General features: G+C 41.7%; 15 protein-coding genes and 1 pseudogene. 4 read left to right on the forward strand and 12 right to left on the reverse strand.

Features of this window, described 5'->3' with window-relative positions; all coding sequences use genetic code 11:
• Positions 1 to 3 precede the first annotated feature (3 nt).
• The 5 genes and pseudogenes from QFZ77_RS29415 to QFZ77_RS38020 all read right to left on the reverse strand — a co-directional run.
• The gene (locus QFZ77_RS29415) at positions 4 to 450 is read right to left on the reverse strand and encodes a response regulator (RefSeq protein ID WP_307445017.1); all 447 of its coding nucleotides are present in this window, start codon (positions 448 to 450) and stop codon (positions 4 to 6) included.
• On the reverse strand, positions 447 to 2255 hold the full coding sequence (locus tag QFZ77_RS29420; protein WP_307445020.1) for a sensor histidine kinase: 1809 nt from the start codon (positions 2253 to 2255) through the stop codon (positions 447 to 449). Before QFZ77_RS29420 ends, QFZ77_RS29415 begins: the two co-directional genes overlap by 4 nt.
• Positions 2256 to 2268: 13 nt before the next feature.
• Positions 2269 to 3555: an ABC transporter substrate-binding protein gene (locus QFZ77_RS29425; RefSeq protein WP_307445022.1), complete on the reverse strand. Its 1287-nt coding sequence runs from the start codon at positions 3553 to 3555 to the stop codon at positions 2269 to 2271.
• A 4-nt stretch (positions 3556 to 3559) separates the two neighbouring features.
• Complete coding sequence (locus tag QFZ77_RS29430) at positions 3560 to 3835, reverse strand: discoidin domain-containing protein (RefSeq protein ID WP_307445025.1); 276 nt, start codon at positions 3833 to 3835, stop codon at positions 3560 to 3562.
• Between the two features lie 36 nt (positions 3836 to 3871).
• Positions 3872 to 4075, reverse strand: a pseudogene (locus QFZ77_RS38020) (discoidin domain-containing protein); the annotation flags it as partial.
• Positions 4076 to 4860: 785 nt separating this feature from the next.
• On the opposite strand from QFZ77_RS38020, the gene QFZ77_RS29435 reads away from it, so the two are divergent.
• From QFZ77_RS29435 to QFZ77_RS29445, 3 genes are all read left to right on the forward strand, one after another.
• Entirely contained in the window at positions 4861 to 6072 is a 1212-nt protein-coding gene (locus tag QFZ77_RS29435; RefSeq protein ID WP_307445028.1) for an MFS transporter, read from the forward strand.
• Between the two features lie 18 nt (positions 6073 to 6090).
• Complete coding sequence (locus QFZ77_RS29440; RefSeq protein WP_373462670.1) at positions 6091 to 6570, forward strand: LLM class oxidoreductase; 480 nt, start codon at positions 6091 to 6093, stop codon at positions 6568 to 6570.
• Positions 6571 to 6643: 73 nt separating this feature from the next.
• Positions 6644 to 7483, forward strand: a complete 840-nt coding sequence (locus QFZ77_RS29445; protein WP_307445031.1) for an aldo/keto reductase — start codon at positions 6644 to 6646, stop codon at positions 7481 to 7483.
• Between the two features lie 110 nt (positions 7484 to 7593).
• Here the strand turns inward: QFZ77_RS29445 and QFZ77_RS29450 are convergent, their stop codons facing one another.
• The 5 genes from QFZ77_RS29450 to QFZ77_RS29470 all read right to left on the reverse strand — a co-directional run bounded on the left by QFZ77_RS29450 (position 7594) and on the right by QFZ77_RS29470 (position 11117).
• Positions 7594 to 7917 (reverse strand): LysR substrate-binding domain-containing protein, encoded by a 324-nt coding sequence (locus QFZ77_RS29450; protein ID WP_307449940.1) that lies wholly within the window; start codon positions 7915 to 7917, stop codon positions 7594 to 7596.
• A 42-nt stretch (positions 7918 to 7959) separates the two neighbouring features.
• Complete coding sequence (locus tag QFZ77_RS29455; protein WP_307445035.1) at positions 7960 to 8466, reverse strand: LysR family transcriptional regulator; 507 nt, start codon at positions 8464 to 8466, stop codon at positions 7960 to 7962.
• A gap of 301 nt (positions 8467 to 8767) precedes the next feature.
• Complete coding sequence (locus QFZ77_RS29460) at positions 8768 to 9562, reverse strand: SDR family NAD(P)-dependent oxidoreductase (RefSeq protein WP_307445038.1); 795 nt, start codon at positions 9560 to 9562, stop codon at positions 8768 to 8770.
• A gap of 63 nt (positions 9563 to 9625) precedes the next feature.
• Complete coding sequence (locus QFZ77_RS29465) at positions 9626 to 10285, reverse strand: type 1 glutamine amidotransferase domain-containing protein (protein WP_307445042.1); 660 nt, start codon at positions 10283 to 10285, stop codon at positions 9626 to 9628.
• A 175-nt stretch (positions 10286 to 10460) separates the two neighbouring features.
• Positions 10461 to 11117: a YheC/YheD family protein gene (locus tag QFZ77_RS29470; RefSeq protein ID WP_307445044.1), complete on the reverse strand. Its 657-nt coding sequence runs from the start codon at positions 11115 to 11117 to the stop codon at positions 10461 to 10463.
• 193 nt (positions 11118 to 11310) lie between these two features.
• Between QFZ77_RS29470 and QFZ77_RS29475 the strand changes: the two genes are divergently transcribed.
• Complete coding sequence (locus tag QFZ77_RS29475; protein ID WP_307445047.1) at positions 11311 to 12675, forward strand: MFS transporter; 1365 nt, start codon at positions 11311 to 11313, stop codon at positions 12673 to 12675.
• A gap of 326 nt (positions 12676 to 13001) precedes the next feature.
• Here QFZ77_RS29475 and QFZ77_RS29480 read toward each other — a convergent pair whose 3' ends face one another.
• Both QFZ77_RS29480 and QFZ77_RS29485 read right to left on the reverse strand, forming a co-directional pair.
• Positions 13002 to 13886: a carbohydrate ABC transporter permease gene (locus QFZ77_RS29480; RefSeq protein WP_268613448.1), complete on the reverse strand. Its 885-nt coding sequence runs from the start codon at positions 13884 to 13886 to the stop codon at positions 13002 to 13004.
• A 17-nt stretch (positions 13887 to 13903) separates the two neighbouring features.
• Complete coding sequence (locus QFZ77_RS29485) at positions 13904 to 14794, reverse strand: ABC transporter permease (RefSeq protein ID WP_173186227.1); 891 nt, start codon at positions 14792 to 14794, stop codon at positions 13904 to 13906.
• Between the last annotated feature and the right edge of the window lie 25 nt (positions 14795 to 14819).

Below are 14819 nucleotides of genomic sequence, written 5' to 3' on the forward strand. Positions count from 1 at the left end.
GTTTTACCTCCTGGGGAGCTTAACAAGCGTAAGCCAAAAATTTTCAATCGATCTTACAACTGTTAAAAACTGCTCTAGATTGACAGGCTTGGTAATATAACAATTCGCATGCAGATCATAAGCTCTTAAAATATCTTGCTCTGCTTCGGACGTCGTTAAAATAATGACTGGAATATACTTCAGCAGCGGATCATTTTTGATTTCGGCAAGAACTTCGGTGCCATTGATTTTGGGAAGATTTAAATCTAATAATATAATGTCCGGCACAATCGCTTCCTGGTAGCTGCCTTCGCGCCTGAGATAAGCCAAAGCCTCCTCACCATCTTCAACCACGCTCAAATTATTGTTTATTTTCCCTTCCTTCAGCACTTCGACAATCAAACGAATATCTCCGGGATTATCTTCTACTAAAAGAATTTCTACATTTTGACTCAGCTTATTTTCGATCATGTTATATGTTCTCCTCTATCTGGCAGCGTGAAGTAGAAGGTTGTCGAATGACCCGCTTCTGAATCAACCCAAATTTTCCCGCCATGACGTTCTACAATTTTTTTACAAATGGATAACCCTATGCCAGTACCCTGGTATTTTGTTTTATTATGGAGCCTTTGAAAAATGAGGAAAATTCGGTCCCGATACTTCGGCTCAAAACCAATTCCATTATCACGAACTGAAAATAACCACTCATTACCCTGCTGTTTAATCCCGATATGAATGATGGGTGCTCGGTTGGAATCGCGAAACTTAATGGCATTACCAACTAAATTTTGTAATAATTGCACCATTTGTGTAGGATCAGCCAGCAATGCAGGCAAAGGATCATGCGTGACCAACGCATCACATTCTTGAATCGCATGCTGTAGATTCGTAGAAACATGTTGCAGCACCACTTCAAAATCAACCGACTTAAGCTCCTTCCCCTTCGTACCCACCCTGGAAAAAGCCAATAAATCGTTGATCAAATTCTGCATGCGCTGCGCACCATCAACGGCGTAATGAATAAAATCATCCGCGTCCTGATCTAATTTACCTTGGTATCGCTTCGCCAATAGCTGTACATAACTGGCTACCATACGTAATGGCTCCTGTAAATCGTGCGAAGCGACATAAGCAAATTGCTCCAATTCCGCATTGGAACCAGCCAAATCTTCCTTTTGCCGCTTAAGCTCAAGCTCATTGTCATGAATATTTTGCGCCATTTGGTTAAATGCCTCACATAGCTGCAACAGCTCGACGGGAGCTGACTTCATACTGCTGTAATCGATTTTATAATGATAATCGCCTTGCTTCAGTCGCTGAACCCCTTTCAATAAACGCTGAACGGGATGTTCAATGTGATACGATATTCGCAACATCACGATAAACCCAAAGGTAAGCACAATACAAATGATTATAATCATAACAATTAATTGCCTGTTAAAGGTTCGATACACTTCATCTCGCTCAATTTCGTTAACAGCGATCCATTTTCCGTTATTCACCGACTGGTAAGTCCCGAAAACTTGCTTGCCGCGGTAGCTCTCATAAGTCGAGGTTGCTTGTATCCCTTGCTTCGCTCGTTCGAGAATATCGCTGTTCAATTGAAATTCTAACCGTTTCCAATTTCCCTCGAACCGTGATTCAGTGATCAGATAACCGTTTCGATCAATTAAATAGGATTCACCGCTATCTCCATAGCGAAATTGCTCCATGAGCTTATCGATTGTCTTTAACGTAACTGTTCCATAGATAACACCCTCAAATTGCTTCTTTCTATTCATAACAGGAGCAGAAAATAAAATCATCGGTTGATTGGTAACCTTACCGAGCAGCACATCAGAAATATATTCACTGCCTTTGGCGGCTTCTTCCAAATAGGTTCGTTCGCTAAAATAAGCGCCAATTTGGTTCATGGTGCTAAATTCCACAATACCCTCTTTATTAGCAAAAGAGACCGCTTCAAACTCCTGTTGATGTGACGCAAAAAAAGTAAAGTTGTTTTTAATATCGTCAATATCAAGCTCTATGGTCGATTGTAAATTAGCTAGATTGCGGATTTCGGAAGCTCTTGCAGCTACCCAACTATCTATGGCTGTTTGCTGAATCGCACTATCTTTTCGCATCGAATTAATCTGATTGCTTTCCGTTTGGCGATACTCTAAAAAGGAATAAGATGAAATTGTAAGCAGTCCAACCATAAGCACTAAGGTAATTCCCAAAAACCGCAATCGTGCTTTTAAGCTTTGAAGTCGAAGTAATCGCAATAAGAGGTTCATTGGTTCTTCACCATCAATCCAGAATAAGGGTCGCCTTATCCTTTATATAGTTCACATCGGCTTCTTTCAATTCATTTTGAAGTACTTTCCCTGACAAAATATGATTTAACGCTGCATTTATGGCGTCATTCGCAGAATTGGTAAACAAATGTCCCGGGTTGATTGATGTGGGATAAAGCTGCAGTGCTTTCTGCACATCTTTCATCGCCGGATTGGTGTATTCAGCAATCACATCTTTAAAAGCAGATAAGGCAACGTTTTTGCTATAAATCGCCAGCATGTCTTTATCGAGCAAAAGGGACAATAAATATTTAGCTTTTACTGGGTATAGTGTCTTTGCATTAATCGACACCTGTTTGTCCGGAGCTGCTGCCATTACCGTTTTTCCATTCTGATCTGGAAGGGCGAAAAAACCCATTTTGAAATCAGCCGTCTTACTATCAACAACCCCTGGCGTCCAACTGCCCATCAACTGCATAGCGCCTTTTCCATCAATAAATTGCTGAGTCGACTCCTCATATCCTATTTGTAAAGCATCCGAATTATAAAAACCTTTATGTGCGAGATCGGTAAATTTCTTCATCGCGTCGTTGACCTCAGGACCGTCAATTTTCACTTTGCCCGCATATAAATCCAATTCGAAATTAGGGTTTTGGAGAAATTCTGACGTTGCGGCAATGGGTATGTAAACACCCTGAATCGTCCATACATCTTTAAATCCACCTATGATCGGCGATAACCCAGCCTGCTTAATTTTGACGTTCAAGGCCATAAATTGATCCCATGTTTTGGGCGGCTCCAACTGCAGACGATCAAAAATAGTTTTATTGTAATACACGCCAAAGGTGCTCACATCAAGAGCCGCTCCATAGGTTTTCCCCTTGTAGGCAACCGTTTGCTTAGCGGAATCAATCATTCGCTGGGTCCAAGGCTGATCCGATAAATCCAGCAAATAACCCGCTTTGGCATATTCTTTGATCTTCTGATTAAATAGGATATCGGCGGCTTGGCCTGATTTCAACTGGTTTTCTGTGACCTCGGCAAAATTTTTCTCATCCAATTTGTCCCAATGGATAGTAACTTTCGGATATTTCGCTTTAAACTTCTTTTCTACCGAATCAAAATATCCGTTTTTATCTTGAGCCCAATAGGATACGCGCAGCGTAAACGCCTCATCGGTTCGATCTTCCTGCTTTTGAGCTTGTCCATTCGATGGAACTGGTTGGTTAGCCGCTTTGCTGCACCCTGCCGTAGTAATTATAAAGGACAATGCCGTCAGACCAATGATCCATTTACGCATCCGTTCATTCCTCCTGATTAGTTATAAACTTCGATCTCATAAATTCTGGCGTACCGTCAAATCCTGACTGCGTCCCCTGTGTAATATACAGTCTGACGTATCTTCCGGTTGCATTCACATTGCGATCCGTAGAGTTCGCTGTATTCCCAGTCACCGTATCGGCATATGTAAAGTTAGTGCCGTCATTACTCACCTGCAATTTGTAATCCTTGGTATTGAAATTGACGGATTCTCCATTAACAGCGGCGTGCTTGACGACCCAACGGCTTATGTTAGTCACAAGCCAGGGTCCATCTTTAACCAATTCGGGGATGTCGCCATAACCGACTTGTGTTCCTTCCGTTATATACAGTCTAACATATCTGGCGTTCGTATTGATGCTGCGATCTGTAAAATTTGTCGAATTTCCTATTACCGTGTCGACATCCGTGAAACTAGTGCCGTCGTTGCTTACCTGCAGTTTAAAATCACGTGTATTATAAATCGCTGATTCTAAACCATGGACTTCGAAATCGACAATTACTTTATTAAATGTCTACTGGGGATCACATAGTACAGATTCCTTTATCAGAGCTCTTATGTAAATCCATCCAAGCCATGTCCGCCCCTCGAAATGAGGCTGTCCCAAAAGTAAATAAATTAACTTAGTGGCACAGAAAACAAAAAAAAATGAGGCGGCAAGTTATTGCCTTCTCATTTTTTTGTTTTCTGTCGATTGCAAAGGAAAGTCACCTGACTCTAGTTAGCGGAACGTCGCTATTTCGGGAAATCTGTGCTTGAAATCGAATGAGAGGAACGTGCGTGCGCTATTTGATCAAAGAAACGATCCAGAGGAAAAAAAACGGCCAAAAAAGGCATTGTCGTTTCTCTTCAACATGATTTCGGGTGTTTTCGTCCAAATAACGGATCGACGTTCCCTCGATAACTTCTGGTTATCATAGCAAAAACGCTTCCAAAACCCGTTTTTTTCTAGAGATTATTAAACAGGATCCTTTTTATTTACAGCAGCTGATTCAAGTGCATTTGGGCTGCGCTAAGCTGTAGTATTCCCCGAATTTATAGCACCATACTTTGTTTTACCTGCCTAACCACTTCGTATATGAGTAGTACCTTTGAAGCAGGACAAAATAAGCTTTAACTTATTCGCTCCGAAGGGTACTTCTAAGTACCTATATACCTTAAAAGTCCCTATAGTACTTAAAAGTACGTACTTATCAAAAACATCTGAATGGTTTTATAATAGCACTTGTGAAGCGTAAGTAAAGCTTACTTCCGTTCAAAATACATGTAATTAGGAGGCATAATATGAACCAGTCCTTATCACAATCTCCAGCACAACATAAAGTGAAGCAAGATACAGGAACATGGGCACTTCTTGCCCTTGCAATTAGCGCATTTGGTATCGGAACAACAGAATTTGTTCCAGTAGGACTGCTCGCGTCCATCGCGAATGATTTAAATATTGGCATTACGCTAGCTGGCCTTCTTATTTCTGGTTATGCAATTGGCGTCGCGGTCGGAGCCCCGATCCTTACCGCGCTTACTAATCGGATGAGCCGGAAAACTTTGCTCATGTCGCTGATGGTTGTTTTCATCATCGGTAACGCTGTCGCGGCACTTTCACCGTCATTTGAAATATTGCTTATTGCACGTTTCATCACAGCATTTTCTCATGGTGTCTTTTTCTCCATTGGAGCGACCATTGCTGTTCAGCTCGTATCTCCAGAGAAAAAGGGCAGTGCCATTGCTCTCATGTTCACTGGTCTTACCATCGCCATTGTTACCGGCGTTCCTTTGGGGACGTTTATCGGGCAAGCCTTCGGCTGGAGAGCGACTTTCTGGGGCGTTGCCTTACTGGGTGTAATTGCGATCATTTCCAGCGCCGCACTCATCCCTAAGAATCTTAAGCAATCACCACCTGCTAAATTTTCAGATATGTTCCGTCTGCTCACTAATGGCCGTTTGGTCCTGGGCTTTCTTATCACGGCATTCGGTTATGGAGGGACGTTTGTTGCTTTCACTTATTTAACTCCACTCCTGCACGATGTGACTGGCATAAGTTCTGGCATGATTAACTTTATCTTGATCATTTATGGCGTGGCTGTTGCATTCGGTAACTCCGTTGGTGGTAAATTAGCCAATAACAACCCTTTACGCGCACTGTTTTGGATGTTTATTATGCAAGCAGCCGTTCTAATCCTTTTAACATTCCTTGCTCCATTTAAAGTGGCTGGCGTGATTGGTGTTATCTTAATGGGCTTGCTTGCTTTCATGAATGTGCCTGGTCTTCAATTATATGTCGTCCAACTTGCTGAAAAGTATGTACCTTCAGCGGTCGATGTTGCATCAGCGATCAATATTGCAGCATTCAACGTCGGTATTGCTATTGGCTCGATCGTCGGTGGGGTTGTTATCGACTCCATGGGACTTGTTCATACCCCATGGGTTGGTGCTTTAATGGTTCTCGTTGCCATCCTACTCACTGGCATTTCTGCTAAGCTGGAACGGAAATCATAATAGGAGGCATTTATATGTTTGAGCATTATCAAACAAATTGACTCCAGCTATGGTCATATCGAGCAAGCGACATTCGTGCCAAAACTGGAGAATAGAATTCCTACAATGGTCACAGGTTTTGCACAGCAAGAGCTCGATTGGCTTGGACAGAACGGCGATGGATGGATGTACTATCCACAAGGACCTATGCGGCAGCTAGAAGCCATAACGGCATGGCGAGAGTCTGCTGCCCGCCAAAACCATACGGTGTTTCGTTCATTCTCTATGCCTATACATCTCGATTTAGCAGAAGATCCAGATGAACAAGCAACACCAATACGGCTTGGTTTTCGAATAGGAAGAAATAAACTAATCGATTTGATTGATGTTTACAAAACTATTGGTGTTAATCATCTCTTTTTCGCTCTCTTTGACAGCCATCGACCAGCTGACGAGGTCATACATGAACTTGGAGAATACGTGCTGCCGCACTTCCCACCGCATCCAAAAAGTCTTTGAAATCATAGGTCTAATCAATAAAACAGAAACCCGGTGGACATTGTTTTCACCCCAACATTAGGAGGATAATCAAATGAAACACTTACAAGATACAATTCAATTAAGCCATGGTAAAGCTTTTCCTTGGCTAGGTCTAGGCGTCTTCCAGGTAGAGGATGGCGATACCGTCATTGCAGCCGTTGAAGAAGCCATTGTTGTTGGCTACCGACATATCGATACTGCAGCTATTTATCAGAACGAAGAAGGCGTTGGAGAAGGTATTCGACGTGGCTTGAAACGCACCGGTCTTCAACGTGAAGACTTGTTTATCACCTCGAAATTATGGAATGCAGACCAAGGCTACGATAGCGCAATAGCAGCTTATGAGAACAGCTTAAAGAATCTAGGATTAGATTCCCTTGATTTATACCTTATTCACTGGCCGGTTGAAAATAAATATCTGGAAAGCTGGAAAGCGCTCGAGTTTCTGTATCACGAAGGGCGTGTCGGGGCTATTGGGGTTAGTAACTTTAACATCCACCACCTTGAAAATCTGCTTAAACAAGCAACTATGAAGCCGGCTATTAATCAAGTGGAGCGCCATCCGCGACTCGTTCAGAATGAACTTAAAGCTTTTTTAGATAACAACGGGATTCAAGCCGTCGCTTGGGCACCTCTGATGCAGGGAGAGATTTTGCATGAACCCGTCATCCAAGCCATCGCAGACCGCGCGGGAAAATCAGTTGCCCAAATCGTACTGCGTTGGCAGCTGCAAAGCGGGTGGGCAACGATTCCAAAATCCATTCAAGCTAAACGCATTCAGTCCAATGCAGAAATTTTTGATTTCTCATTAAATGATACCGATATGGCAGCTATTTCTGGCCTTGATCAGCATCGCCGTGTGGGTCCAGACCCTGATAATTTTGATTTTTAAGTTTAAATTGAATAAGATTTTATATTAGATTTAACAAGCACCCGGATATTATTGATATTCGGGTGTTTCATTTTCTTAATTACTTTGACCCGAGAGTTAGATCAATAAATTCACATATATCCTTTAAGAGCTTCTATCATCATTCTTAATTTTGGCATTGCTGAATTTTTGATTTTATAGGCAAAATATAAATCATTAGTTACTTTATATGGTTCACAAATTATTTTCACTTTGTTTTCACGCAAGGAGTTCGCCAGCATATACGTTGGCAATAAACTAATTCCAGCCCCATGCTCGATAGCTGACAAAATAATATGCAAATCAGGCAATACGTGTTCTGGTTTCATTTGAGGACGTTTTTGAAAGTTCTCTCTCCAAAATCTTCGGATAATGGGCAATTCTAGACCGTAACTAAGCCATGTTTGTGAACACAGCCAAGCTTCTAGCTGCTTCGAGTCATTGAAATCAGGTTCCTCTTAATCAAAGGGTGCAACTACAACAAACTCTTCTTCTACATAATGCAGATATTCTATACCAGGTGTTGAAAACTTTTGTGAGGTCACGATGATGTCGACCTTGTCTTCCGTTAATAGGTCTAAAATATACGCTGCAAGCCCGTAATAGGCAATTACACGCATATTAAAGTTACGGAGGTATGGAGCCATTCTTTCTCTAAAAAACTCTTGCGCTGTGCCGATTTTTACAACCGGAAACGTAGGCGATGAGACGGCTTTGAAACTTAACGTTGTCTCCTCAAGTGACTCAATAAGAGGTGCCAATTGTGTATAAAGTTCTTTGCCGCGTTCAGTCGGAACCATTTTCCTCGCAGTCCTTGTAAACAAAGGTTCACCAACCTCAGCTTCTAATGAAGCCAGATGTTGACTCATGGCAGGTTGTGTCATAATCCGCGTTTTTGCTGCTTCCGATACGGAACTATGTTTGTAAATAGTGATAAAACTTCGATACCATTCAAAATTCGCCATGAACAAGATCCCCTCATACAATACTTTCTCTTTACCCTCTATTATATATCCACTTCGTTCTGTTTTTCCTGTTTTCTTATTCTGTCAATGACAGACGGATTAACAAACTATAGTGTGATCGACAAGTTTAAGGGAGTGCCCACTTAAAGTCCGAGAACTTTAAGTGGGCACTCCCTCATCTCGCAAACGCTTTCCTTCCAGAGTTCTCTAGCTTAAAGATACCCTACAACTGACTCAGCAATTGCTGGCTTCTCTAGCATTGAAAGGTATTCATTGGTACTCCTCCATTTGTTTTTTTATATTATAAGATACTTTGGATAATCCCACCCTCTACTCTTTGAGCTGCACCGTTGATGGCTGATGCTTTATCGGATGCAATGAATACAACCGTATCAGCTACTTCCTCAACTGTAGCGAAACGTTGTATCAGAGAAGTCGGTTGGTCTTTTTTAAAGTATTCTTCTATAAATGTATCCAAGTCTTTTCCGTTCTCTTTAGCAAGGTCTGTAATGAATGTTCCGAACCCTTCTGTCCATGTAGGTCCAGGAAGAACTGAATTGACAGTTACATTTGTTCCTTTTGCCACTTCTGCTAAACCTCTTGATAACGTAATGAGAGCTGTTTTAGATACACCATAAGGAATGAGTTCCGGATATGGTTTGATTCCGGCTTCACTTGCAATGTTAATGATTCGTCCTGCATTGCGTTCCATCATTTTTGGTAGAAATGCTCTAGATAGTCGAACGGCGCTCATTACATTGATTTGATAGTACTCGAGCCATTCTTCATCCGTCACATCAGCAAAAGGTCTTACGGTAAAAACGCCTGTGTTATTGATCAATACTTCTAAATTACCGATTTCGTTCACTTTGTTAATTAGTTCATCACTTTCTGCCTTAACAGCAACGTTTGCTCTAATTCCATAAACGGTTCCTAATACAGAAAGTTCTTTAACCGTTGTTTCTACATTTTCCTCAGATCGACCATTAATAATAACTTTAGCTCCTTCTTTCAAAAAACTAATGGCTATTGCTTTACCAATTCCAGCAGTAGATCCTGTAATGAGGACTAATTTATTTTTTAAGTTTAATTCCATTTCAACCATCTCACTTTCAAAATATTGTACTGACTAATATAAAATTTATAATGGACAATTGCGTTATTTCAATTTGGCAATAACTTCTGTCGTCACACTAAGTGTTGATTGCGGATTTTGACCTGTAATTAAATTTCCGTCAACTTCATAATGATCGCTCCAATCAGGTGCGGCAACAAAGATCGGGCCCGCCTGACGAAGCCTGGACTCTAATAGGAAAGGCATAACTCGATCCAAACCAGCCGCTTTTTCTTCCGTATCTGTAAAGGCTGTAATTCGTTTACCTTCCACTAAATATTTTCCATTTGATAACTTTGCATTAACTAAACCTGCTGGTCCATGACATACCGCAGCTACAATTTTTCCGGCCTCATAAAATTCTCTGAGTAAGGATTGAAGCTTTTCGTTATCCGGTAGATCAAACATCGTTCCGTGACCGCCTGGCAAGAAAATAACATCATAATCCGCAGCCTTAACCTCATCTAGTTTGATAGTATCCGCAAGAAATTGTTCAGTATCCAATATTTCTTGATGCAAATCAGCACTCAAACTATTTTTATCGATAGGAGTTTTACCGCCTAATGGACTAGCTACTGTGATACTAAATCCTTGCTTTGAAAACTCAATATAAGGCTCAGCAAATTCCGAAAGCCAAAGTCCTGTAGACTTTTCACTGTTTATTTGATTGGCTGAAGTGACCACGATTAATATACTTTTTTTCATTTTGTTTCCTCTCCTTTGTATCTGTTTTCTTGTTACAAGCCCTATTGTATCTTTAGATAATCTATAAATCCAATTAGATATTTGAGGTTAATCCATAAAAATATTTATATCAGAACCGTGCAATCAAAACAAAACAACCTGAGCCCAATTAATAACTTGGCTCAGGTTGTCGATTCTAATGAGGTTTTGTATTCACTTCAAAAATCCATACATTTCCCCGCTTGTCGATACCGAAATCGTAACCGAGCATTCCAATGCCTGGATAGCGAGATTCAAGCAGCATCGTACATGTTCGGGCCACTCCGCACATCGTGTCAATTTTGGATTTGACTAGCGAAGCAGGGAAAGTCTGCCGCAGCGCATGAGCACCTTTAAGTAACGTGCCACCTCGGCAAAGGTTTGTGACGAACAGTCCTGGGCGCGCTAATCGGCCGACAACGGCTCGGATGACCCAAGACCGACCTGCTTTTTTCAGTTTAACGCGATAATCTACGGGCCTACCTTCAATCGTAGCTAAGTCAATGCCCTGCTGCAGCATAAACAGGCGGTTTTTACGAATCCGGTTTAACGTGGAAAATAGCTCATTCCAAGTGCGAAATGTTCTTTTCGTCCCGGAGTCGTGCAGTAAATAGCCGTTGCCCGTTTTTTGGATTTTTACTACACTGCTTCCCCCAGTTCCAATGATCGGCTTTGCCACAACAAATACATATTGTCGCAGCATGGCCTGCAGGTTCGAAGCGCTAAAGCGGCGCATGTCAGGAATATGCTTGGCAACGCCGGCATGCCCCAACAAAACGGAGAACTTCGACCATTTATTAGCAACCATACGCATGAGGGATTCCTCCTTCCGTACAAGGCTTCCTCTATGCTAGAGTATTCCTCTTCCGTCAGAAGGGACAGGGACAATCAATTGAGTGATAACTTATTTTTTCACATTCTTCTTAAAATCCCAACCGCCCGTAATCGCATGCAATCCAACTTAAATAGGACTATAATCAATTAAAAAAGAGAAAGAGAGATATGATATGTTTAATAAGAACAAGCAGCTTTGGCTAATTACAGCCGTAGGCCTTGGAGTTCTCTTAAATCCGCTGAATACGTCGATGATTTCAGTTGCTTTCTCACGGCTGCAGGCCGAATTTCATGTCACTTATAGTGCTATCTCATGGCTGATCGCTACTTATTATGTGGCAAGCGCCATTGCTCAACCAATTATGGGTAAAATAAGCGATATTTTTGGCCGCAAGCGTATCTTCCTATTTGGACTTGGACTCGTTACAGTATCATCCTTGTTAGCTCCACTGGCACCGAGCATTGGCTGGCTTATTGGCTTTCGCGTCATTCAAGCGATAGGAACATCTTCGCTGTACCCAGCCGGCATGGGTATTATTCGCAGCAGCATCACGGATAATCAAGCTAGGGCACTAAGTGTGATGTCGATTTTTTCTTCCACATCGGCGGCCCTCGGTCCATCTATTGGCGGGTTTTTGATCCAATATGGGGATTGGCCAGCCATTTTCATTGTTAACTTTCCAGTTATCCTCATTGCTTTTCTGCTTTCTATCAAAATTCTTCCGAAAGACGGCCCGCGCAAGTTACTCGCCAAAGGCGGACTGGACTTATGGGGAATTGCCTTTTTTGCAGCACTTATCATCAGTTGGCTATTTTTCTTCCTTTCCTTCGAAAAGGGGGTCAACTTCTGGTTTCTTTTAACCAGCATAGTGCTGAGTTATTTATTCTATAAATTTGAGTTAAAGCGCACCCAGCCATTTATTGATGTGATCTTTTTGAAAAAAAATCTCAACGTTTGTCTGGTCTATATCCAGTTTATTTGTGTCAACATCGTGTTCTACTCGATCATGTTCAGCATTCCCTCGTATTTACAGCAAGTCAGGCAATTTGATGCGCAGCAGGTTGGCATGATGATGCTGGCCTTATCCGGATTAGGGATATTCACTACGCCGCTGGTTGGCAGATGGATTGACAATTCCGGTTCCAAAACACCGCTAATCACAGGCTCGCTTATCGTTATAGCGGGTTCACTGCTTATATTACTGATTCATGAACATTCCGCTTCCTTGGCGATATTTGCAGTCCTATCCGTGTTCGGCTTGAGCAGCGGGTTCCAAAATCTCGGATTGCAGACGGCTTTATATTCATACGTATCCGCAGCAGAGACTGGGATAGCTTCGGGCTTGTTCATGACTTCCAGATTTATGGGGACGATCCTCTCCTCCAGTTTACTTGGCGCCATCTTTAGCCATGAAATCACCACACAGCGGCTGCACGGTATGGCCATCGTATGTGCAGTGATCAGCTTAGCAACACTCACATTATCGATATTAATGCCAAGTAACTCTATCCGCACAAAAGCAGTTCAAGGCAGATGAACACTTTATCGGTGAGGTAGACAACGAAAAGGCTGTCCCAAAGTAGAAAAATCTACTTGAGGACAGCCTTTTTTGAACTTTGAAAAGACAGCTGAGCTGCAGGGTTATACCTGCACAACTGTCCTCGTTTTTTGCATTCTGCTGCTTTCTTATGCGGATTATCAGCAAGGAGAAGCCACCCGACCTTTAGTCAGCGGAACGATTTTGCGTGTTTTCGTCCAAATAACGCCCCCTCATTCCACTTCTTTACGATTTCAGGTGTTTCATACAAGTAGCGCTTCAACGTTCCATCAGCAATTTCAGAAGTTCTCAAGCCTGAGATCTGATTATTCTTTGACAGACCCTAACGTAATCCCATGAATAAAAAATCTCTGGAGAAACGGATAAATGATGAGAACAGGAATCATAGCAATAAAGATTTTAGCCGCGTTCAAGGTTTGATTAGAAAGCTCACTCATCTTCTGTATTTGTTCGGCGGTCATGGTATTGGCATCCACAATAACGACCAATTGCTGAATGTAGGTTTGCAACGGATAATGATCCGCATTCGACATCAACACAAGTCCATTAAAAAACTCATTCCAATGATAGACGATACTGAACAAAGTTACGGTTGCCAGCACGGGAACTGCCAGCGGAATGAAAATCTTAACAAGCATATACCAAGGCCCTGCACCGTCTACTAGTGCCGCCTCTTCCAATTCCTTAGGCAGATTACGGAAATAGTTAATGACCAGAATCACACTGAAAATCGGTACACTGTTCCCTAGGACAAGCGCCCAGATGTTATTGATCAAGCCTAAAGATTTAACCGTTTGATACCAAGGGATTAATCCTCCATTAAATAACATGGTAAACACCAAAATCCACATCAGCACATTTCTAAACGGCAAATCTTTCGCATTTTTGGATAAAGGGTAACCCATCAGAATAATAATAACGAAGTTAAGACTAGATCCTAGAACGACTCGCTGTATCGAAATCCAAAACGAATTGAAAAATTTACTGTCACCCATGATTTCATGATAAGAATTAAAATTAAAACCCACCGGCCATAAGCCAACTTGCCCCGAGGATGCTGCTGCGTTATCACTTAACGAAACAGCAAGGGTATACCATAAAGGAAGAACACATAATAACGCTATGCCAACCAGCAGCACGATAAGGAAAAGATCGAATACTCTGGAGCCGATTGTTGTTTCTTTGACCATTTTCATGCTCCTTTATATTAAAAAATACGATAATTTGCAAACTTAGCAGCTAGGAAATAGGAAGTTGTAATGAGAAGAAAACTGATGACTGATTTTAATAGTCCCATTGCCGTTGCCAATCCATACTGGAGATTCAATAAACCTGTCCGATAGACCCATGTGTCAATAATATCCCCGCTCGAATAGACAAGAGGATTATAAAGGTTGAAAATTTGGTCAAATCCAGCATTTAAGACATTACCTAGGCTGAGCACTGAAAGTAAAATAACTGTTGTCATAATTCCAGGAAGTGTGACATGAACTAATCGCTGCCAGCGAGTGGCGCCGTCAATTGCAGCCGCTTCGTATAGAGCAGGATTGATTCCCGTTAAAGCCGCCAAAAATATAATCGTGTTAAATCCGAATTCCTTCCACACGTCACTTCCCACGATGATAAAGGGAAACAATTCCGCCTTGGCAAAAAACAAAGTAGGACTTATACCGAATATGCCCAAGATCCCGTTAACAGGTCCTTTATATGACAAAACATCCAACAGAATACCCGAAAGAATTACCCATGATAAAAAATGCGGTAAATAAACAATCGTCTGTACCCATCTTTTCAAAAACGCAATACGTAATTCATTCAGCAATAAAGCGAAGATGAGCGGTACAATCATATTCGCGATAATTTTCATGACCGCAATAAATAACGTATTAAAAAATACCGTTTTACTATCGTTAAGCGTGAACATATACTTAAAATTTTCCAAACCGACCCAATCGGAATGAAACATGCCTAGACCCGGATTAAAATCTTGAAAAGCAATGACAATCCCGAACATAGGAACGATACTAAACAGCGTCAACCATATAAATCCAGGAAGAAGCATGAGATAGTAATGTTTGGCAAACCCCTTCGTAACCATCCTACCGATCACTTCCATTCTCTCT

Source organism: Paenibacillus sp. V4I3 (assembly GCF_030817215.1).
Classification (GTDB): Bacteria; Bacillota; Bacilli; order Paenibacillales; family NBRC-103111; genus Paenibacillus_E.

Coding starts and splice junctions, on each gene's coding strand:
- QFZ77_RS29415 (WP_307445017.1), bottom strand. CDS start 450: ATGATCGAAAATAAGCTGAGTCAAAATGTAGAAATTCTTTTAGTAGAA.
- QFZ77_RS29420 (WP_307445020.1), bottom strand. CDS start 2,255: ATGAACCTCTTATTGCGATTACTTCGACTTCAAAGCTTAAAAGCACGA.
- QFZ77_RS29425 (WP_307445022.1), bottom strand. CDS start 3,555: ATGCGTAAATGGATCATTGGTCTGACGGCATTGTCCTTTATAATTACT.
- QFZ77_RS29435 (WP_307445028.1), top strand. CDS start 4,861: ATGAACCAGTCCTTATCACAATCTCCAGCACAACATAAAGTGAAGCAA.
- QFZ77_RS29445 (WP_307445031.1), top strand. CDS start 6,644: ATGAAACACTTACAAGATACAATTCAATTAAGCCATGGTAAAGCTTTT.
- QFZ77_RS29455 (WP_307445035.1), bottom strand. CDS start 8,466: ATGGCGAATTTTGAATGGTATCGAAGTTTTATCACTATTTACAAACAT.
- QFZ77_RS29460 (WP_307445038.1), bottom strand. CDS start 9,562: ATGGAATTAAACTTAAAAAATAAATTAGTCCTCATTACAGGATCTACT.
- QFZ77_RS29465 (WP_307445042.1), bottom strand. CDS start 10,285: ATGAAAAAAAGTATATTAATCGTGGTCACTTCAGCCAATCAAATAAAC.
- QFZ77_RS29470 (WP_307445044.1), bottom strand. CDS start 11,117: ATGCGTATGGTTGCTAATAAATGGTCGAAGTTCTCCGTTTTGTTGGGG.
- QFZ77_RS29475 (WP_307445047.1), top strand. CDS start 11,311: ATGTTTAATAAGAACAAGCAGCTTTGGCTAATTACAGCCGTAGGCCTT.
- QFZ77_RS29480 (WP_268613448.1), bottom strand. CDS start 13,886: ATGGTCAAAGAAACAACAATCGGCTCCAGAGTATTCGATCTTTTCCTT.
- QFZ77_RS29485 (WP_173186227.1), bottom strand. CDS start 14,794: ATGGTTACGAAGGGGTTTGCCAAACATTACTATCTCATGCTTCTTCCT.